This is a genomic window from Coprococcus sp. HPP0074 (genome assembly GCF_964238105.1).
Taxonomy (GTDB): domain Bacteria; phylum Bacillota; class Clostridia; order Lachnospirales; family Lachnospiraceae; genus Faecalimonas; species Faecalimonas umbilicata.
The window spans coordinates 197,872-218,714 of the sequence record NZ_CAXSKS010000004.1 but is presented as its reverse complement, the minus strand read 5'-3'; the positions used below and the strand labels follow the sequence as shown (position 1 = coordinate 218,714).

General features: G+C 37.0%; 15 protein-coding genes. 13 read left to right on the top strand and 2 right to left on the bottom strand.

Features of this window, described 5'->3' with window-relative positions:
* The first annotated feature begins 19 nt into the window (after positions 1–19).
* The 11 genes from ACESPO_RS07185 to ACESPO_RS07135 all read left to right on the top strand — a co-directional run bounded on the left by ACESPO_RS07185 (position 20) and on the right by ACESPO_RS07135 (position 12,930).
* Positions 20–1,543, top strand: a complete 1,524-nt coding sequence (locus ACESPO_RS07185; RefSeq protein ID WP_390108794.1) for an O-antigen ligase family protein — start codon at positions 20–22, stop codon at positions 1,541–1,543.
* A gap of 14 nt (positions 1,544–1,557) precedes the next feature.
* Positions 1,558–2,355 (top strand): sugar transferase, encoded by a 798-nt coding sequence (locus ACESPO_RS07180; protein ID WP_390108793.1) that lies wholly within the window; start codon positions 1,558–1,560, stop codon positions 2,353–2,355.
* Positions 2,355–3,512: a pyridoxal phosphate-dependent aminotransferase gene (locus tag ACESPO_RS07175; RefSeq protein WP_390108790.1), complete on the top strand. Its 1,158-nt coding sequence runs from the start codon at positions 2,355–2,357 to the stop codon at positions 3,510–3,512. The genes ACESPO_RS07180 and ACESPO_RS07175 overlap by 1 nt, the downstream gene beginning before the upstream one ends.
* A gap of 36 nt (positions 3,513–3,548) precedes the next feature.
* Positions 3,549–4,748: an ATP-grasp domain-containing protein gene (locus ACESPO_RS07170; RefSeq protein ID WP_499788635.1), complete on the top strand. Its 1,200-nt coding sequence runs from the start codon at positions 3,549–3,551 to the stop codon at positions 4,746–4,748.
* Positions 4,749–4,763: 15 nt separating this feature from the next.
* Positions 4,764–5,255, top strand: coding sequence for a GNAT family N-acetyltransferase (locus ACESPO_RS07165; RefSeq protein ID WP_390108785.1), 492 nt, complete (start codon positions 4,764–4,766; stop codon positions 5,253–5,255).
* 606 nt (positions 5,256–5,861) lie between these two features.
* Entirely contained in the window at positions 5,862–6,998 is a 1,137-nt protein-coding gene (locus ACESPO_RS07160; protein WP_390108782.1) for a CDP-glycerol glycerophosphotransferase family protein, read from the top strand.
* Between the two features lie 11 nt (positions 6,999–7,009).
* Positions 7,010–7,726 carry an IspD/TarI family cytidylyltransferase gene (locus ACESPO_RS07155; RefSeq protein WP_390108776.1) on the top strand — a complete coding sequence of 239 codons (717 nt, stop codon included), beginning with the start codon at positions 7,010–7,012 and terminating at the stop codon, positions 7,724–7,726.
* On the top strand, positions 7,714–8,847 hold the full coding sequence (locus tag ACESPO_RS07150; RefSeq protein WP_390108773.1) for an NAD-dependent epimerase/dehydratase family protein: 1,134 nt from the start codon (positions 7,714–7,716) through the stop codon (positions 8,845–8,847). Before ACESPO_RS07155 ends, ACESPO_RS07150 begins: the two co-directional genes overlap by 13 nt.
* Positions 8,810–9,817 carry a glycosyltransferase family 2 protein gene (locus tag ACESPO_RS07145; protein WP_278887790.1) on the top strand — a complete coding sequence of 336 codons (1,008 nt, stop codon included), beginning with the start codon at positions 8,810–8,812 and terminating at the stop codon, positions 9,815–9,817. The genes ACESPO_RS07150 and ACESPO_RS07145 overlap by 38 nt, the downstream gene beginning before the upstream one ends.
* Before the next feature lie 151 nt (positions 9,818–9,968).
* Positions 9,969–11,069, top strand: a complete 1,101-nt coding sequence (glf, locus tag ACESPO_RS07140; protein WP_499788634.1) for a UDP-galactopyranose mutase — start codon at positions 9,969–9,971, stop codon at positions 11,067–11,069.
* Between the two features lie 373 nt (positions 11,070–11,442).
* On the top strand, positions 11,443–12,930 hold the full coding sequence (locus ACESPO_RS07135) for a D-alanyl-D-alanine carboxypeptidase family protein (RefSeq protein ID WP_039930837.1): 1,488 nt from the start codon (positions 11,443–11,445) through the stop codon (positions 12,928–12,930).
* An 81-nt stretch (positions 12,931–13,011) separates the two neighbouring features.
* On the opposite strand, the gene ACESPO_RS07130 is transcribed toward ACESPO_RS07135, so the two are convergent.
* Positions 13,012–14,388 carry an MATE family efflux transporter gene (locus ACESPO_RS07130; protein WP_499788633.1) on the bottom strand — a complete coding sequence of 459 codons (1,377 nt, stop codon included), beginning with the start codon at positions 14,386–14,388 and terminating at the stop codon, positions 13,012–13,014.
* A 173-nt stretch (positions 14,389–14,561) separates the two neighbouring features.
* On the opposite strand from ACESPO_RS07130, the gene ACESPO_RS07125 reads away from it, so the two are divergent.
* Positions 14,562–15,950, top strand: a complete 1,389-nt coding sequence (locus ACESPO_RS07125) for an MATE family efflux transporter (RefSeq protein WP_008977216.1) — start codon at positions 14,562–14,564, stop codon at positions 15,948–15,950.
* Between the two features lie 178 nt (positions 15,951–16,128).
* On the opposite strand, the gene ACESPO_RS07120 is transcribed toward ACESPO_RS07125, so the two are convergent.
* The gene (locus tag ACESPO_RS07120) at positions 16,129–17,088 is read right to left on the bottom strand and encodes a hypothetical protein (RefSeq protein WP_008977215.1); all 960 of its coding nucleotides are present in this window, start codon (positions 17,086–17,088) and stop codon (positions 16,129–16,131) included.
* Positions 17,089–17,660: 572 nt separating this feature from the next.
* Here ACESPO_RS07120 and ileS point away from each other — a divergent pair.
* Positions 17,661–20,768: an isoleucine--tRNA ligase gene (ileS, locus tag ACESPO_RS07115; RefSeq protein WP_008977214.1), complete on the top strand. Its 3,108-nt coding sequence runs from the start codon at positions 17,661–17,663 to the stop codon at positions 20,766–20,768.
* The last annotated feature ends 75 nt before the right edge of the window (positions 20,769–20,843 follow it).

Here is a 20,843-nt window from a genome sequence, read left to right as displayed (position 1 = left end):
ATGAAGTAGGAGAAATTAGATGACGTTTAGTAAACATAAATTGAATTTCAAGAAAATAATTACCGTTTTTGGCGCGTACATGATTGCTTTTTTTCTGCTTGTAAGTACTGGAGGGGCATGGGCATGTGATGTTTCATTATCATTAGAACAAGAACAACTTTATTGGTGGCTGTTAGCTGCTACGATTATTGTAAGTTTAGGATTGTTCTTGCTAAATACAAATAAAGTAAATCATTTGTCAATTAATAATAAGAAAAAGATTTTTTTATTTTTTATATGTTGTATTACATATATATATCAGTTTCAAGGAAACTTTAATTGGTATTTTTCTTTTTTCTTTTTATTAATTGTTTGGTTTATGTTTTTTTTATATCAAGCAGAGGATTCCAATATTGTTTGGAAAGCGTTCATAAATATTGCTGTGATATATGCTATAATTTCATTGATTTTTTATTTAGGAGGGACATGTCTAACACTTATTCCGGAAAGTGGACGAACTTCTTTGATATGGGGAACTTGGACTGAGGATATACGCACGTTTCACAATATATATTATGAGTCTCAAAAGCTTTATCTAAATGAAACACTTTATATACCAAGAAACTGCGGTATTTTTCCGGAAGGACCAATGTATAATTTTGTTTTATGTGTTGCTTTGGCAGGTGAAATGTTTCTTTTACAAAAAACACATTGGTGGAAAGTGATTTTATTGGGAATTACAGCATTAACTACTTTTTCAACTACAACTTATGTATTTCTCATCGCGGTATTTGTTTTATATTTAGCAAAAATAGTTTTTTCTCAAAAGGAAAAATCTATTCATAAACTTGCATTTTTGCTTTTAGTTTTGTTGGGAGTTGTTTTGGTAGTAGGTATCTTATTGAATAAGTTGACGACTCCATCAGGGGCGGGATCAATGAATGTTCGAACGGATCATATAATGGCATGCTTCAAAGCATGGTTGGATTCCCCTATTATTGGTGTGGGGTTTGAAAATCAAGAAGCAGTGTTGGCTTTTGCTGAATATAAGCAAGGAATGAGCATGGGACTGGTATATTTTATTGCCTGTGGTGGTATTTTGATGACAAGTCTGATAGTGATTCCATATATCATGAGCGGAATCCATGCATTTAAAACAAGAGAATATAATGAATTTATTTTTGAAACATTGTATTTATTGTTATATTTTATTACTGCTGTTACGACATATCCAATTCTTAGATTTTTTATAGCATATATTTTAATTTGTGATTATGAAGAAAGTCCTTATACAAAAAAGGAAGATTGGTTACAGAAAAAATTATATATATTTTTTACGGCGAGAGATTGTGGTATAGAAACGTATAAAGAAATGATTAAAAGAAATAGAAGGATGGTTTGTGTGACATCCATTGTAATTTGCCTAGCAATAGGCATTCTTCTAGTACTTAAAGAAAAAGCCTTTTCTGCGATGATTATAGTTTACAGTTTTATCGGATTTATGAGTAGTGCTTTATTTATTTTATTGTTGTTGTATCTTAGATTAATTATTAAAAAGAGTTAGAAAATGGGGGAAATATGAAACTTTTTGATTACGATAAACTTTCTGAAGAAAAAAAACTTGAGATTGCAAATTTAATTAAACAGGATAATCTTCAAAAATCCAATGAAAAATATCCGAATCTTAATGTGAAAAACACATTTTATACCTGTTTTGGAAAAAGACTAATAGATCTTTTTATTTCAGGGATTGCATTACTTGTGTTTTTCCCTATAAATCTTTTCATTGGCATTGTTACAATGTTTGATGTTGGATTTCCAATTTTCTTTAAACAAAAAAGAATAGGAAAAAATGGAAAACCATTTACCATGATAAAATTTCGTAATATGACAAACAAAACAGATGAAAATGGTAATCTGTTGAGAGCTGATTTACGAGTAACAAAGTGGGGACGTTTTGTACGTTCTACTTCTTTGGATGAGTTGTTGAATTTCGTAAATATTTTTAAAGGTGATATGTCAATTATTGGCCCACGCCCTTTGCCTTTGGTATATGAGGGAAGATTTAATCGTTATCATGAGGCACGGCATATGGTAAAACCTGGATTAGATTGTCCATTACGTGATCCATCTAAGATTATGACATGGGAGAATCGTTTGGAAAATGATGCGTGGTATGCAGAACATATTAGCTTTATGACAGATATGAAGTTGTTATGGTTACTTTTTAGAGAAACCCTTTTTGGAAAGGATAAGACTACTAGAGCAGATGGATTTAGTGAGGGAACATTTATGGGATATTTTGAAGATGGGACAGTTATGGACTCTAATCATATTCCAGAGAAATATTATAGAGAAGTACTAGGAGAAAAATAATGAGAATATCAGACATGGCGAATCGGATTCAGCCTTCGCTTACAAGAAAACTATTTGATATGGCAAAGCAATATGATGATGTAATTGATTTTACTTTGGGTGACCCTGATTACGAGACACCGGATTATATAAAGAAAGCAGGATGTGAGGCTATTCTAGGTGGAAAAACAAAATATTCTGCGAATGCTGGGCTGCAAGAATTAAGAAATGTGATTTCAGATAGAATAAAAAAAGAAACAAATATAGTATATAATCCAGAGAAAGAGATTCAGATTACAGTAGGGGCAATGGAAGGAATATATCTTTCCCTATGTTGTCTGATTAATCCAGGAGAAGAAGTCATCATTCCGACACCGTATTGGGTGAATTATAAACATATGACAGAAATATTAAATGGGGTACCAGTGTTTGTAGCTGCGGATGAAGAACATGACTTTATTGTAACGGCTGATGCTGTCAGAGCTGCTATAACAGATAAAACTCGTGTAATTATCATTAATTCGCCTAATAATCCGACGGGAACGGTTTATGATTATGACACCCTTTTAGCAATCAGCCAGATAGCTATTGAAAACGATATTACGATAATATTTGATGAATGTTATAAAAGCATTTTATATGATGGAGCAAAATTTGTATCTATTTTGGATTGTCCGGGAATGAAAGAACATGCGGTAATTGTAAATAGTTGTTCCAAAAGATATTCTATGACTGGGTGGAGATTAGGATATCTTGCAGGACCTGAAGAACTGATTACAAATTTACCTAAATTGCAAGAGAACATAGCGGCATGTGCGCCTCTTCCATCACAGTACGCTGCAATTACAGCGCTTTCAGGAGATGATAAAGCTTCTGATGATATGCGTAATGGCTATGAGTTACGCCGTAATGTTCTTGTAGAGGGAATTAATTCGATTGATAAACTTAGTTGTAAATATCCAAAGGGAACTTTCTATGCAATGGTGAATATCCAAAAGACGGGATTGAAAAGTGAAGAGTTTGCTTATGAGCTTTTACAATCTGTTCAAGTAGCTGTTGTTCCGGGAATTACATATGGAGAGGCGAGTGAAGGGTATGTGCGCATTGCTTATACCATGCATGAAGATAAAATCAAAGAGGGTCTTCGAAGAATAAAACAATTTGTAGACAGTTTATAGTGAAAATAAAAAATATACGAGAAATGGAGAAATATAATGAAGAGATTACTAATGCTAGGTGGGTCCATGCAACAAATTCCAGCAATTAAACAGGCAAAAAAAATGGGTCATTATGTAATTACATGTGATTATCTTCCAGATAATCCGGGACATCAATATTCTGATGAATTTTATAATGTAAGTACCACAGATCTAGAGGGAGTGCTTGCATTGGCAAAGCGATTAAAAATAGATGGTATCGTAGCATATGCATCTGATCCGGCGGCACCGACGGCAGCTTATGTTTCTGAAAAACTTGGACTACCGGGAAATCCATATAAGTCTGTAAAATCACTGACAGAAAAGGATTTATTTAGAGAGTTTTTAAAAGAAAATGGGTTTAATACACCTGAAGCATGTGGGTACTGTACTTATGAAGAAGCCATTTCTGATATTCAACGTTTTCATTTTCCAATCATGGTAAAACCTGTTGATTCTTCTGGAAGTAAAGGTGTTGTTAAAGTATATGAGAAAGATGGTGTTAAGGCTGCTGTAGAAGAAGCGTTATCCTATTCGCGAGGGAAACGTTTTATCATTGAGGAGTTTATTGAGAAAAAGGGGTACCAAATTTCAGGAGATGGATTTTCTGTTGATGGGAAATTAGTATTTACCAGTTATGGAAATGAACTTTACAGCGGAAAAGGCACAAGAGAATATGTAGCTCTCGGTGAATTTTGGCCTTCTTTATTGACGGTAGAACAAAAACGAAAAGTAGATGATGAATTGCAACGTTTAATTACAGCTCTTGGCATGAAAACAAGCGCTTACAATATAGAGGTCATTTTAGATAAAGATGATGTTCCATATATTTTAGAACTTGGGCCGAGAAATGGTGGAAGTTATATTCCGCAGTTAATTCAATATGCTACAGGTGTAGATTTGATTGATTATACCATTAAAGGTGCACTGGGAGAATCGTGTGAAGAACTCAAAATGACTCCAACAACAGGAGTATGGAGCAATTACATGATTCTAAGTAAACAGACAGGTATTTTTAAGGAACTTCATTTTGATGAGAACTTTAAAAAGAGTAATCTGTTAGATGTGTACTGCACAGCAAATACAGGAGAAAAGGTATTTGCATATCAAAATACGACTCATTCTTTGGGTACAATTTTGTTTAAAGCAAATACGGTGCAAGAAATGATTGAGATTACAGATAATATTGAAAATTATTATCAAGTGATAGTGGAGTAGAAAAGGAATTTAAGAATGGATAACTTTCAAAAGGAAGAAAAGAAGAATCTTTTTAGTGGAGAGACATGTAAGTTTTGTATAAAACAAGTTTATGAGAAGACAGAAAAATTAGAATACATTTCTGAATGTGATAGTGCGTATACAATTAGTGTGTTAAAAAGAAAAAATTTTTCTGAACTTTTCGAAAAGATTGATGGAAAAGCTGTTTTTTTAGGTCTGAAATATGAATCAAAATTGGCGGGATATGCAGCTATGTATGTAAATGACACAGAAACTTATATAGCATATATTACCTTAATTTGTATTTCAAATGAGTATCAGGGATTACATTTGGGATCACAAATGATGGAAGAATGTATTAAAATAGCTAAAAAAGCAGGAATGAAACAAATTCGACTTCAAGTTCTTAAGCAGGACAAAGGTGCAATTCAGTTTTATAGAAAATGTGGTTTTAGAGAGGAAAAGAAAGAAATGCAGCAAAGTATTTTTATGAAAAAAATATTGTAAAATATGATCATAAAAGCACATGATATTTTCTAAGCAGAAAAAAGGTAAGAGGATGTAAAATGGTTAAAACTTTTGAGAATTGTATATATTTTTTGTTCTAAAGGGAAATATTATGTTTGATAGTTCTTTGAGAAAAGTTATTCAGATAACGCAAAGTACATTTATGAATATATTAATACAGACTATTCTGGAAAGTATAAAATGGTTTGAGGATTTAGGAATCTAAAATAATATGAAGGATTTCACAGATTGACTTCGATAAAACATCAATCTTTTATAGTGGTTTTGTCAACACATAGTGTTGAGAACGGTTATGTATTTTTATCATATATGTAATTATGAAAAAATTAAATTAGTATCATGAAATGATATGTGGAAAGAACATACAAAAGAAGAGGAGAGGTAGTGGAATCTAACACTAAAATGAATCAAGCTCTACATCGTTTTAGAACTGGACATATTTGTGCATCAATAGTATTTCAAATGGGCAATACCGATTATGTTTGAGATTACTCAAAACAGAAGAGAATATGGGTTTGCAAAAAAGGTAGAAATGAAGGTGTAATTCAGTTTTATAGAAAATATAATTTTAGAGAGGAAATTAATGTGAAAAGATTGAAGTGGGTTATTAAAGAAATTATTAAATATATAGGGATTCGTTGCATGAGTATGGTAGTAAGTTTATTATACGTTTTTCCTATTAAACAAAATAGAATTATTTTACATAGTTTTAACGGAAAACAATATTCATGTAATCCGAGATCAATTTCAGAATATATTGTCAAACACTATCCAAACCAATATGAAATCATTTGGGCATTTAATGAACCTAACAAGTTTTTATTTTTAGAAAAAGATGGAATAAAGATTGTTAAATATCGTTCTATAAAAAGAATCTTTTATGAAGCAACTGCCCAAATAAGTATAAATAATTGTGGTTCTTATAGTTGGATTCCATTGCGAAAAAAGCAAATGCATATTAATACCTGGCATGCAGGAGGGGCATATAAAAAATTACAAAATGATATTTTTGTAGATGCAAACCGAAAAAAAACAGCGAAGGAAACGTCACATATGTTGACAAGTGGAACTCTATTTACAAAGTATATGATACAACAGACTTTTAATTTTGAAGGAGAAATATTAAAAATTGGAATGCCAAGAAATGATGTGTTATTTTCTGAAAAAGATATGAATGAGCGGGCTGAAAAAGTAAAAGCATTTTATAAAATCCCATCAGATAAATTTATTGTCTTATATGCACCAACATGGCGTTTTGATGGAAATATTCCGCAACCAGATTTCAATATAATTACAGATGCAATTAAGAAACGATTTGATAGAGAGGTGGTTATATTTGTGAGGAATCATAATTATTCAAATAATAAGTACTCCGGTGCTGTTGATGTATCTGAGTATATGGATATGCAAGATCTGTTATGTACATCGGATATGCTAATTACAGACTATTCCTCTTCGATTTGGGATTATTCGTTTACAAATAGACCCTGCTTTTTATTTGTTAATGATTTAGAAAAATATGGAGCGGATCCCGGATTTTGCACGGATATTCACAACTGGGGATTTCCGATTTGTTTGAATAATTCTGAATTGTGTGATGCAATTAGTTCATTTGACGAAAGAGTTTTTAAACAAAAAATGAAAGAAAAGCATGAATATTATGGTTCATATGAAACAGGAACTGCAACTGAAAAGTTTTGCCAGTTGATATTAAGAAAGTAGAGGATTAAATTATGAATGTAGCAATCATTATAGCAGGAGGCTCTGGTCATCGGATGGGTCAGGATATTCCAAAACAGTTTATTAATGTATATGATAAGCCAGTTTTGATATATACATTGGAAAGTTTCCAAAAACATCCTCAAATTGATGCGATAGAAGTTGTTTGTATTGATGGGTGGCATGATATTTTATGGGCGTATGCAAAACAATTTAATATTGATAAACTAAAATGGGTTGTTTCTGGAGGAAATACTGGGCAAGAGTCCATAAGAAATGGTGTTTACAATCTTGAAGGAAAATTGTCAGATGATGATATTATTATTATTCATGATGGTATTCGTCCTTTAGTAGATTCTTCTGTCCTTTCCGATGTAATCGGAAAATGTGAGCAATATGGAAATGCAGTAACATCATTACCATATAATGAACAAATTTTTGTTGTAGATGACGAAATTTCTACAACAAAATACATACCGCGAGAAACATTACGTAGAGTATCTACACCGCAGGCATATAAATTTGGAAAATTAGATCATGCGTATCATGAAGCATTTGAAAAAGAAATAGGTATCTATGGATCTTCGTATACCAATACAATGATGGTTGAATTAGGAGAACGTTTGTATTTCGCTGCGGGATCGGATAAAAATATAAAATTAACGACAAAAGATGATTTGGAAATGTTTAAAGCATATTTAAAATCTGATAAAGATGCATGGCTGAAGTAGGAAGGGACAAAGGCGCTATTATGAAGTTATATGAAAATGAATTATATCGGGAAGATATTGCATATGTAGCACAACTTGCATTACCATGGGAAAAATTGAAAGATAAATCTATTATGATTTCCGGTGCGACAGGTTTGATAGGTAGCTTTCTTATAGATGTTCTTATGTATAAGAATAAAGTAAATGATTTGAATTGTATGATTTATGCATTAGGAAGAAATGAAAAACGGGCCAAGGAACGATTTGAAGTTTATTATTTGGATGAATTATTTTGTTTTATTCCTTATGATATAAATCAGCCATTAAATAGAAATGATTTAGGAACTGTTAATTATATCTTACATTTGGCAAGCAACACTCATCCAATGGCATATTCTATGGATCCTATTGGTACAGTTATGACAAATATCATTGGAACTCAAAATATGCTTGAGTTCGCAGTGGCACATCACACTACAAGATGTGCTTTTGCATCGTCAAATGAAATTTATGGAGAAAATCGTGGAGATACAGAAAAATTTGATGAAGAATATTGCGGTTACATTAATTCTAATACTATGAGAGCAGGGTATCCAGAAAGTAAACGTTGTGGAGAAGCGTTGTGTCAAGCTTATATCAGACAAAAGGAATTGGATGTTGTCATTCCACGTTTAACTCGATCATATGGTCCTACATTATTGGAATCTGATACGAAGGCTCTTTCACAGTTCCTAAAGAAAGGTATTCAAGGGGAAGATATTGTATTAAAGAGTCAAGGAACACAATATTATTCATACACCTATATGGTAGATGCTGTGTCTGGACTTTTAACTGTTTTATTGAAGGGAAAATGTGGTGAAGCCTATAATATTGCCGATGATGCATCAGATATTATGTTGAAAGATTTAGCAACAATAATTGCTGAATATGCAGGTACAAAAGTTGTGTTTGAAATTCCAGATGAAGTTGAAGCAGTTGGATACAGTAAAGCGACAAAGGCAAGGTTAGAAAGTAAAAAGTTACAAAATTTGGGTTGGAAAGCAAAGTATGATATAGATACTGGTATAAAAAGAACAATGCAGATTTTAAGGAAGAGGAGTAATTATGGAAAAATTATTAACAATATCAATAGCGGCATATAATGTTGAAGGATATATTAGAAATACATTGGACTCTCTCATTGTGCCTGAAATTTTGGATAAATTAGAAGTATTTATTGTAGACGATGGCGGAAATGATAATACTCTTCAAATAGCACGAGAATATGAATCAAAATATCCCGAAACATTTCATGCCGTACACAAAGAAAATGGTGGATATGGTTCAACTGTAAATTATAGTATTGCTCATGCTACAGGAAAATATTTTAAATTATTAGATGGCGATGATTGGTATCTTTCTAGAAATTTAAAAAGATTAATTAGTGATTTGGAAAGAATAAATTCAGATGTTGTTGTTACTAATTATGAGATATGTAAAGAGGGAATAGATGAGTACAAAACAAGTTTAGGATGCAATTTTTTGCCTAATAAAGAAATTTTATTGTCTTCATGCAATGTTGAGGGTGGATTTGGTATGTGGGCATTGATCTTTAAGACAGATATTTTAAGAAAATCAGGTGTGCGTCTTCCCGAACATCGTCTGTATACTGATCAATTGTATTGTACAATTCCATTTAGGTTAGTAAATAGTATTATATATTTTGATTATTCGATTTATTGTTATAGAATAGGACGCGACGGACAGAGTGTAAGCCGTGAATCTAGAATGAAACATGTAGATGATGCACTGGCAAATTGTTATGAGTTGTGTGAATTTTATAACGAGATGAAAAAATCTAATAATCAAAACCTAAAATATTTTCATAAAAGAATATCGAAATATGTATGGTTGGGATTTCATACAATATTACTTTTTCCGATTGAAAATAGAATACAGGAAAAACTTAAAGAATTTGATTCTAAAATAATTGCTGAGTGCTCAGATATTGCGCGGGAAATTGGTCATATGCATGGCATATGGGGATTGCATATACGTTTGTGTCGAAAAACTAATTATTGGGCATATTGGTTAATTGGTTTAATACCCGGTGGAGTTAAAAATTGGCAGTAAAATTAGAACATTCACTAAAGAGTATTTGTTTTATCAGAGAGTAAATTATTTTTGAGAATGATTTTATTTGAAGTAAGTAGTGTAGAAAAATGATTGAAATTGAAAAGGATATTGAAAACTGTTATAAAATAACAGAAGAAGGAGAACGAATATGAAATACGATTATCTTGTAGTAGGAGCGGGATTATATGGAGCAGTGTTTGCTCACGAGGCAAAGAAAAGGGGCAAAAAATGTCTTGTAATTGACAAGCGTGATCACATTGCGGGAAATATTTATTGTGAGGAAATCGAAGGAATCAATGTGCACAAGTATGGTGCACATATTTTCCACACATCCAATAAGAAAATATGGGAATACATCAATCAGTTTGCAGAGTTCAATAATTACATTAACTCTCCGATTGCTGTATATAAGGATGAACTTTATAATTTGCCATTCAATATGAATACTTTCAGTAAGATGTGGAATATCCGCACGCCACAGGAAGCGAAGGAAAAGATTGCTGAGCAGGTGGCAGAGACAGGTATTACTGAGCCAAAGAATCTGGAAGAGCAAGGATTATCTTTGGTTGGTAAGGATGTATTTGAGAAGTTAGTAAAGGGCTACACCGAGAAACAGTGGGGAAGAGACTGTAAGGATCTTCCGGCATTTATCATCAAGCGTCTTCCGGTTCGATTTACTTACGACAATAATTACTTCAATGATCGCTTTCAGGGAATCCCTATGGGTGGTTATACGAAGATTGTAGAAAAGATGCTGGATGGTATTGACGTAAAGACAAATACAGATTATTTTGCGTTTATCAAGGAAAATCCGGATATTGCAGAGAAGACAGTATTTACGGGAATGATTGACGAGTATTTTGATTATAAACTGGGTGCGCTGGAATATCGTTCTGTACGTTTTGAAACAGAAGTTTTAAATACTGATAATTATCAAGGAAATGCAGTTGTGAATTATACAGAGAGAGAAGTGCCATATACACGTATCATCGAGCACAAGCATTTTGAGTTCGGTACACAGGAGAAGACGGTTATTTCCAGAGAGTATTCTTCTGAGTGGAGCGTAGGAATGGAGCCATATTATCCAGTCAACAACGAGCAGAACAATACATTGTTTGAGAAATACCGCGAGTTGGCAGAGAAAGAGTCGAATGTGATCTTTGGCGGACGTCTTGGAAATTATAAGTACTACGATATGGATAAGGTTATTGAGGCGGCGCTTGAAATGTGCGAAAAGGAATTGGGATAATTTTATCTAATGTGTTGTAAAACCCACTGCTTTAGATATGGAAAAGTAGCAGGACATAGCAGTGCTAAAAGCCCGGATGCAGGTTTCCTTTCAGTCAAAAACAATGGAAGAATTTATACAGAAGATATAATAAAAATCTATTTCAGATCAATGATTAGATCAAATCTCTGGAGATTTCACTGTTCTTGTGAAATTTCCAGGGATCAATAACAAGTCGATGCCGTTTCGGGCAATGCTCCAAAGAGAGACAGAGGAATTCTATTTTGTTTCCGATAAAAGCAGAAAACATATTTGTAAGGGAAATGTATTTTTTGTTGGAAGAAGAACAAGAATATGTTATAATACCGCTTATGATGTTTTGGAGGAAATACAGATGAAATTGAGATATAGATTAGCCACGTTCCTGCTGGCAGCGGGACTTGTTTTTTCAAATACGGCAGTGCATGAGGTATGTGCAGCAGAGGTAGAAGGAGCAGCGGCAGCAGTTACAGACGAAGAGAAGGCAGTGTATGAGATGCCTGTGGAATCAAATGCGTTGAAGAACTGGCCAGAGGGACCGGGAATCTTTGCGGAGGCGGGAATCATCATGGATATGAACAGTGGAGCAATCCTCTATGCAAAGAATATTGATGAGAAGGAATTTCCGGCGAGTATTACGAAAATCATGACGGCGCTCGTAGCATTGGAAAACAGTGAGCTGACAGATAAGGTTCATTTTACCGAAGAGTCGGTGGCATTTCTTGAATATGGAGATGCAAGTATTGGTATGCAGCCGGGAGAAGAGATCACAATGGAGGATGCTTTGTATGGGATGCTGTTGGCATCTGCGAATGAAGTTTCCTATGCGATTGCAGACACAGTGGGAAATGGGTATGATAATTTTATCCGTATGATGAACGAGAAGGCAGAGGAGCTGGGATGTACGAATACACATTTTACAAACCCACATGGACTTCACGACGAAGAGCATTATGTTTCTGCCAGAGATATGGCGCTCATTGCATCGGCAGCATTTCAGCATGAGGAATTCCGGAAGATCACGAACACATACGAACATCGGATTCCACCTACAAACCTTGTTAATGAGGAACGAGTATTTCAGCAGTACCACCAGATGCTTTATGATGGAACAGATACCTTTTATGAGCCATGTGTTGGGGGAAAGACAGGATATACAGACCAGGCACTGTCTACTCTTGTTTCTTATTTAGACAATGGAGAACTTCAGCTTGTCTCTGTGAATTTGAAAACACATGGGGTTCATGTATATCCGGACACGAAAAATATGGCAGAATATGTTTTCAATAATTTTAAAAAGATTCCTTTAGAGGGAAAGGATCTTCCAAAAGGTGTGAAAGAGACAGAGGAAGATGCTTACATTGTTGTACCGAAGAATGTGGAATTTCAAGATGTAAAAGCGGAGATTGTCCCGGAAGATAAAAGCGGGAAATCAAAGAAAGGTACGTTGACTTACACTTACGATGGCCAGACGGTCGGAGTCTCAGAAGTTGTTTTGAAAGATTCATATTTTCAGACAAACACAGCAGGAACGAAGACAGAAAAAAACGAGACAGATCAGAAGGAACAAAAGCCTCTTTTTACTGTTTCACCGAAAGTTAAGATGATTATTGGCATAGTTGTGTCAGTTATTATTGCAATGGGCTTGATTTTTTGTGCGCTTGTCTATAGAAAACGACAGCGGAGAAGGCAGCGAAGGCTGATGGAGCAGAAACGCCGCCGCCAGATAAAAGAAAAGCAGGTAAGACAGCAGCAGGTTCAGGCAAGAAGAAGACAGCAGTATCAAAAGCAGAAAGATCATACGAATAAAAGAAGTGAGGATCATAGACTTCCGCGGAGATAGGAAAGAGCTGTGGGACAAAATGTAAAGGGAAATTGTGCAGAATAAGCCACAATTTCCCTTTGATATTTTTCGTATAAAGATTTACTGATCGAAGTTTTCCATACCAAGTTTTTTCTGCTTTTTATAATAGTAAATGATAAACAGTACGGCTGTAATTCCCCAGGAGATTGGATAACTCAATGTGATTGTTTCGATCGTAGGTGATTTTGGGACAAGCAGGAATACCCAAAGTGTACGGAATACGCAAACACCGCAGCATGTCATGATTGTCGGGATGATGACATCGCCGATTCCACGCAATGCTCCGGAGTAGATTTCGATAAAGACAAACAGAGCATAAGCCGGTGCCATGTAGTTCAGGATCTGGATTCCGATGCGGATGACTTCCGGATCACTCGTAAACAGATGGAACAGATATTTTCCTGCAGTCATTAGAAATATACTCATTGTGATGGATGAAGCAAGTGTCATTCCAAGGCAGACACGCACACTTTTTCTTACGCGGTCATATTTCCCGGCGCCATAATTTTGTCCGACAAAAGTTGTGGCAGAAATACCAAAGGCGGAAATGACCATCCAGCAGAAGGCATCCATTTTTCCGAAAGAAGTCCATGCTGCTACGGTATCAGTTCCAAGTGCATTTAGAGCAGTCTGGATAATAATATTTGATAAGCTGTACATGGCTGCTTGAAGTCCTGCAGGAATTCCGATACGAAGGATCGAGGATAGAGAGCCTTCGAAGAATCGGACTTTTCTCAGATGTAGTTTGTAAATATCGGATGTCCGTATCAGGGCGAGCAGTACAAGGATGGCACTGACTGCCTGAGACAGTACTGTTGCAATGGCAGCACCGGCAATTCCCATATGGAACACGAGTACAAATAGAAGATCCAGTCCGATGTTAAAAAAGCAGCAGACGATCAGGTAGTACAGTGGTCGCTTGGAATCTCCGACAGAGCGGAGGATACTGGAGCCGATATTGTAGATGAATGTAAACAAAATTCCGAGGAAGAAAATCCGGAGATAAGTTACGGAATCTGCCATCATGCTTTCCGGAGTATTCATCATGCTAAGAAGCGCGGGTGCCAGGAAATAGCCAGCGCCCATGAGAAAAATACTGGATACGGTCGAGAAAGCAATCGCAGTGTGCAGTGCATGGGACAGTTCGGTTTCTTTTCTCGAACCATAGTGCTGGGCGATGATCACAGTTGCTCCTGATGAAACACCGACAAAGAATCCGATGATCAGGTTGATGATCTGATTAGAAGAACCTCCTACAGCGGCGAGTGCCTCCTTTCCAACGAACCGTCCGACGATCATCGCGTCTGCAGTATTGTAAAGCTGCTGGAAGAATGTACCGAGAACAATAGGAAAAAAGAAAATCAAAAGCTGTCTCCAGATAATTCCTTCCGTAATTGCGTTTGTTGCCGCAGCTGCGGCTTTTTTCTGATTGTTCATAATGTTACCCCTCATAAAGTAAGATGTTGTTTGTTTCCCATGTATCATACCATAGAGATGAAAAGGGGGAAATAGGAGATGAAAAAAATTTTGACTTGCACAGGAGAAAGCTTCGTACTATAATCAGTTAGGATTTTGAGGAAAAAAGAAAAGAGGAACGAAGGAGGAAAAGAATGTTTGGAAAAGTAAAAGAATCAGAGCAACATTTGAATATAAACTGGAAGCATTTTTATCTCAGTGTGTTAGCGCTTGTCATTCCGATGGCGCTTCAGAATCTGATCAATGTAGGTGTGACGGCAGCCGATGTTGTGATGCTTGGGAAGGTTGGGGAGCATGCGCTTTCTGGTGCTTCTCTGGCAGGGCAGGTACAGTATATTATGACACTGTTTTTATTTGGGCTGACTTCCGGGGCGACCGTTTTGACTGCTCAGTATTGGGGGAAGAAGGATATCTGCACAATTGAGAAGATATTAGGACTTGGAATGCGTTCAGCCGTAATTGTGACAGCTGTATTTTTTGTGGCAGCCCAGTGTATTCCCCATACATTGATGAAGATCTTTACTTCAGATCCAGAGGTGATAGAACAAGGAGTGGTCTATCTTCGGATTGTCAGCTGGTCTTATATTTTTATGGGGATTACGCAGACCTATCTTTATATTATGAGAAGTGTAGAGCGGGTTGTTGTGGCGACAGTTGTATACTTATGCTCTCTGATCTGTAATGTGGGCATCAATGCGGTGTTGATCTTTGGATTGTTTGGAATGCCGGCATTGGGAGTCAAAGGTGCCGCAATCGGTACACTGACTGCGAGATTGTTGGAGATGGCCTTAGTCTGTCTATACTCTCACTTTTGGAATAAGGATATTAAGTTTCATACGAAATACTTTCTTCATACAGAGAAAGTGCTTAACAGGGATTTCTTGAAATATGCATTTCCGGTTATTTTGAATGAAGTACTATGGGGGCTTGGAACTGCGGCAAACACAGCGGTGCTTGGGCATATGGGAAGTGCAGCGGTTGCGGCAAACTCTGTGGCGCAAGTGGCAAGACAGCTTGCAACAGTGGTTGCATTCGGTCTGGCAAGTGCGACGGCAATTTATCTTGGAAAGACAATCGGGGAGAAAAAATACGAACATGCAAAAGCCTATGCGCGCAGGTTCGTATGGCTCAGTGTACTGATGGGAGTGCTCGGTGGAATCTTAATCCTTGCGATTGCTCCGTTTATGGCGGAGGCGATGACATTGTCAGAGACTGCCAGATGGTACATGCGGTTTATGTTTTTTGTTATGTCTTATTTTGTAGTAGGACAGGCATATAATACGACATTGGTTGTTGGGACGTTCCGTTCCGGTGGTGACACACAGTTTGGATTGATACTGGATATGTCCACCATGTGGGGCTGTTCGATCTTGTTTGGAGCACTTGCTGCATTTGTATTTCACTGTAATGTGCCGGTGGTCTATATGATCCTGATGAGTGATGAGATTATTAAGATTCCGATCACGTGGTATCGTTATAAGAGTTACAAATGGCTGAAAAATGTGACGAGGGAAGAATTGTAAATTTTAACGGATATTTTTGATAGAAAAAATTTAAAAGATATTTTTGACAGTTTCACAAAAAGGTGATGGAAAATGAAACCGGATTTAAGAGAAAATTAGAATCAATCGAATGATAACCGGTATTTCATTTGGCATCACCTTTTTTGTTATAGTTCTATAAGGAATTTTTTATAGAGATCTATTTCTGTTTCAATTTCTTTGTATATTGTTCCTGCTCTGTTTTTGGAATTTTCAGGGCATTCATTGCTTCTTCCATTGTAAAATTCATAGTTTCCATGAGAGATTGAATAGAAAACAGAATTCCTTCTTTCTTACCTTCTCTCAGTCCAATTTCTTCAATTCCTTTGCTCAAATTACACATAGTGGAAACCTCCTTTTCTAATTTCCTGGTCATTTTAATATGAAAATCATCTTGCAAAATTTGCTTTTTTTCTGCTGCCTCCCGGGTAGGGGAGAGCAGTACTTCTAATAATTTTAACACGCCGCTGTCAGCCTCCTGCTCAGAATCACTCAAGCAGATTATGATTGCAGAGAGAAGATCATAGTTTTGGGGAATCTCGTGTACATTGCCGACTATATTTTCCTCATGGATGGAGTAGCGGGTGATTGTATTTCTCCGGTTTTCCGGAGGATTCATACAGATCCAGATGGAGTAAACTTTTTTGCTCTGATCATATTGGGAAGATGAGAATTCTGTACCGTATTGGGAGGAAATCATCCGGCTGCAATAATATAATCCTCTTTTGATAATAGGATATCCCGGATAGAAATCATTTTGAGCTTCCAGGTTGATAAAAAGACGAATCTGATGTGTGGAAGACAGGATTGTGGCAAAGAAACGGATATCATAAGTAATTGTTCCTTCTGTAATCGTAGCGTCTTGTGTTGCCATTCCGGTAATCTGTTCTGTGTTGGAAGATTCATCTGGATTGACAGTTATGCTGGAAATCTGAGGTTCTCCTTCGATGTAACATTCTGCAATTTCCTTTACATCACAGTCTTTATATTCAACCAGACAACTTTTCATAATCCATGCCAGAATAATCTTATTGGCAAGAAGGCGCTTACAGGCAGCATCGTAAGAGGACTTCCTGCCTGCTGCCGAAATATTTTTAGCGAGTATATTTTCTGCTTGCATTGTGAGCCACCTTTCAAATATTCTTTTGGGATTCTGATTGCTGCAGCAAAGAATGTGATTGTGGGGAGTTAACTTCCGCAAGTTTTTAAGTTATTCTGATTCTACCATGAAAACGTCACACAATCCATAAATAGAGTATGAAAAAATGGTAAAGAAAAGTTGAGAAAAACATCACAAACAACTCTTGACGGCGGCGTGAAATGTTTCTATAATGGAATTTGTATAGGTAAAGACGTTGATGAAGACAGTAGAATATACCGGAAAATCAAAGCGAGCCGGGGATGGTGGAAGCCTGGTAGGAGTAAAGTATATTTGAATATCACTTCTGAGTTGCAGGGGCTGAACATTTTTTGGAAAAATAAGTAAGCACTGACGGGATTCCGCCGTTATTGGGAGCGCATATGCTGGTATGTTGTAACAGGTGGTAAAACGAAAGATTATGCTTCCGTCCTTTTACAGGGCGGGAGTTTTTTTATTACATAGGAAAATCTTATGTTCCATTTTTAAGATTACTTTGCAACCGGGCCGGCAGGACCGCATTTATGAAATATAGAAAGTAAAGGAGAATCAGTATGTATCAGAAAGTATCTACGGACTTAAAATTTGTTGACCGTGAGAAGAAAACAGAAAAATTCTGGGAAGAGAATGATATCTTCCGGAAAAGTATGGAAAATAGAAAAGAAGGGGAGACATATACATTTTACGATGGACCTCCGACTGCCAATGGAAAACCGCACATCGGACATGTGCTGACTCGTGTCATCAAGGATATGATTCCAAGATACCGTACCATGAAAGGATATATGGTACCAAGAAAAGCCGGGTGGGATACACACGGACTTCCGGTGGAACTGGAAGTGGAAAAATTGCTTGGACTGGATGGAAAAGAGCAGATTGAGGAATATGGATTAGAGCCATTTATCAAACATTGTAAAGACAGTGTATGGAAATATAAAGGAATGTGGGAAGATTTCTCTGCGACAGTTGGTTTCTGGGCAGACATGGATAACCCATATGTTACTTACGACAATAACTTTATTGAGTCTGAGTGGTGGGCATTAAAACAGATCTGGGAGAAAGGACTGTTATACAAAGGATATAAGATTGTACCTTACTGCCCTCGTTGTGGAACTCCGCTTTCCAGCCACGAAGTCGCACAGGGATACAAGGATGTCAAAGAGCGTTCCGCAATCGTAAGATTTAAAGTAAAGGGAGAAGATGCTTACTTCCTTGCATGGACAACAACGCCATGGACACTTCCTTCTAACGTTGCACTTTGTGTCAACCCGAATGAAACTTATGTAAAAGTAAAAAATGACGGTTACACATACTATATGGCACAGGCACTTGTGGATACCGTGCTGGAAGGTGATGTGGAAGTCGTAGAGACTTATGTCGGAAAAGATTTGGAAAATAAAGAGTATGAGCCGTTATTCCCGTTTGTAGAGTTAAATAAGCGGGCATACTATGTGACATGTGCTGATTACGTTACACTTACAGATGGTACTGGTGTCGTTCATATTGCACCTGCATTTGGTGAGGATGATGCGCAGGTTGGACGCAGATATGACCTTCCATTCCTTCAGTTAGTAGATGAAAAGGGTGAGATGACAGAGGAAACTCCATGGGCAGGAACATTCTGTAAGAAAGCAGATCCGATGGTATTAGAAGATCTGGAGAAGAGAGGACTTCTCTTTGCTGCTCCGAATTTTGAACACAGCTATCCACACTGCTGGAGATGTGATACTCCATTGATCTATTATGCGCGTGAGTCATGGTTCATCAAGATGACAGAAGTCAAAGAAGATCTGATCAGAAACAACAATACGATCAACTGGATTCCGGAAAGCATCGGAAAAGGACGTTTCGGAGACTGGCTTGAGAATGTACAGGACTGGGGAATCAGCCGTAACAGATACTGGGGAACTCCTCTTAATGTTTGGGAATGTGAATGTGGGCATATGCATTCCATCGGAAGCATTGAAGAACTGAAATCAATGTCAGACAACTGTCCGGATGATATCGAACTGCACCGCCCATTTATCGATGCAGTAACGATCAAGTGTCCGCACTGTGGAAAAGAGATGCACCGTGTGCCGGAAGTTATCGACTGCTGGTTTGACAGTGGGGCAATGCCGTTTGCACAGCACCATTATCCATTTGAAAATAAAGATTTATTTGAGCAGCAGTTCCCGGCAGACTTTATTTCCGAGGCGGTAGACCAGACAAGAGGATGGTTCTATTCTCTGCTTGCAATCTCGACACTTGTATTTAACAAAGCGCCATATAAGAATGTTATCGTGCTTGGACATGTGCAGGATGAAAAAGGACAGAAGATGAGTAAATCCAAAGGAAATGCAGTCGATCCGTTTGAAGCATTAGAGCAGTACGGAGCAGATGCGATCCGCTGGTATTTCTATATCAACAGTGCACCGTGGCTTCCAAACCGTTTCCATGGTAAGATCGTGACAGAAGGACAGCGTAAATTCATGGGAACACTTTGGAACACTTACGCATTCTTCGTATTATATGCGGAGATCGATCAGTTTGACGCGACAAAATATCAGCTGGAATACGAGAAACTTCCGGTTATGGATAAATGGCTGTTGTCCAAATTGAATACATTGATCAAGACTGTAGATACAAATCTGGAAAATTATCGGATTCCGGAAAGTGCAAGAGCACTGCAGGAATTTGTGGATGATATGAGTAACTGGTATGTCAGAAGAAGCCGTGAGCGTTTCTGGGCAAAAGGAATGCCGCAGGATAAGATCAATGCGTATATGACACTTTACACAGCACTTGTGACTGTGGCAAAAGTAGCTGCGCCAATGATTCCGTTTATGACAGAAGATATCTATCAGAATCTTGTCAGAAGCATCGACAAAGAAGCTCCGGAAAGTATCCACTTATGTGACTTCCCGGTTGCAGATGAAGCGTTGATCGACCGTGAGTTAGAAGAGAACATGGATGAAGTTCTGAAATTAGTTGTGATGGGACGTGCATGCAGAAATACTGCAAACATTAAGAACCGTCAGCCAATCGGAAAAATGTTCGTGAAGTCTTCTGTAACTTTACCAGAATTTTACCAGGAGATTGTGGAAGAAGAGTTAAATGTAAAAGAAATGGAATTTACAGATGATGTTCGCGCATTTACTTCATATACATTTAAACCGCAGTTGAAGACTGTTGGACCAAAATATGGTAAAATGTTAGGTGGAATCAAAGCTGCCCTTGAAAATCTGGATGGAAACAAGGCAATGGATGAGCTGAATGAGACAGGATCCCTGAAACTGGATGTGAATGGACAGGAAGTGACATTATTTAAAGAGGACTTGCTGATCGATATGGCACAGATGGAAGGATATGTTTCTGAGAGCGACAACGGTGTGACAGTTGTGTTGGATACAAACCTGACAGAAGAGCTTTTGGAAGAAGGATTTGTCAGAGAGATCATCAGTAAGATCCAGACAATGAGAAAAGAAGCAGACTTCGAAGTGACAGACAAGATCACAGTATATTACGAAGGAACAGAGAAGGCCAATGAAGTGTTCGCAAAATATCAGACAGAGATCATGGGCGAAGTGCTTGCGACAGAGATGAAGCAGGAGACTCCGGCAGGATATGTCAAAGAGTGGAACATCAATGGTGAAAAAGTAAATATGGGTGTACAGCGTTAATTTAAGAGAGAGTTACACAGATTAAAGAGACGGTACACGAGCATGATCCCCGCACGTCAGAAAGAGGTGCGGGGA

Excerpts from the sequence above, each read along its gene's own strand:
- ACESPO_RS07130 (WP_499788633.1), bottom strand. The coding sequence starts at position 14,388 with ATGAACAATCAGAAAAAAGCCGCAGCTGCGGCAACAAACGCAATTACG.
- ACESPO_RS07120 (WP_008977215.1), bottom strand. The coding sequence starts at position 17,088 with ATGCAAGCAGAAAATATACTCGCTAAAAATATTTCGGCAGCAGGCAGG.
- ACESPO_RS07185 (WP_390108794.1), top strand. The coding sequence starts at position 20 with ATGACGTTTAGTAAACATAAATTGAATTTCAAGAAAATAATTACCGTT.
- ACESPO_RS07145 (WP_278887790.1), top strand. The coding sequence starts at position 8,810 with ATGGAAAAATTATTAACAATATCAATAGCGGCATATAATGTTGAAGGA.
- ACESPO_RS07175 (WP_390108790.1), top strand. The coding sequence starts at position 2,355 with ATGAGAATATCAGACATGGCGAATCGGATTCAGCCTTCGCTTACAAGA.
- ileS (WP_008977214.1), top strand. The coding sequence starts at position 17,661 with ATGTATCAGAAAGTATCTACGGACTTAAAATTTGTTGACCGTGAGAAG.
- ACESPO_RS07165 (WP_390108785.1), top strand. The coding sequence starts at position 4,764 with ATGGATAACTTTCAAAAGGAAGAAAAGAAGAATCTTTTTAGTGGAGAG.
- ACESPO_RS07150 (WP_390108773.1), top strand. The coding sequence starts at position 7,714 with ATGGCTGAAGTAGGAAGGGACAAAGGCGCTATTATGAAGTTATATGAA.
- glf (WP_499788634.1), top strand. The coding sequence starts at position 9,969 with ATGAAATACGATTATCTTGTAGTAGGAGCGGGATTATATGGAGCAGTG.
- ACESPO_RS07155 (WP_390108776.1), top strand. The coding sequence starts at position 7,010 with ATGAATGTAGCAATCATTATAGCAGGAGGCTCTGGTCATCGGATGGGT.
- ACESPO_RS07180 (WP_390108793.1), top strand. The coding sequence starts at position 1,558 with ATGAAACTTTTTGATTACGATAAACTTTCTGAAGAAAAAAAACTTGAG.
- ACESPO_RS07135 (WP_039930837.1), top strand. The coding sequence starts at position 11,443 with ATGAAATTGAGATATAGATTAGCCACGTTCCTGCTGGCAGCGGGACTT.
- ACESPO_RS07170 (WP_499788635.1), top strand. The coding sequence starts at position 3,549 with ATGAAGAGATTACTAATGCTAGGTGGGTCCATGCAACAAATTCCAGCA.
- ACESPO_RS07125 (WP_008977216.1), top strand. The coding sequence starts at position 14,562 with ATGTTTGGAAAAGTAAAAGAATCAGAGCAACATTTGAATATAAACTGG.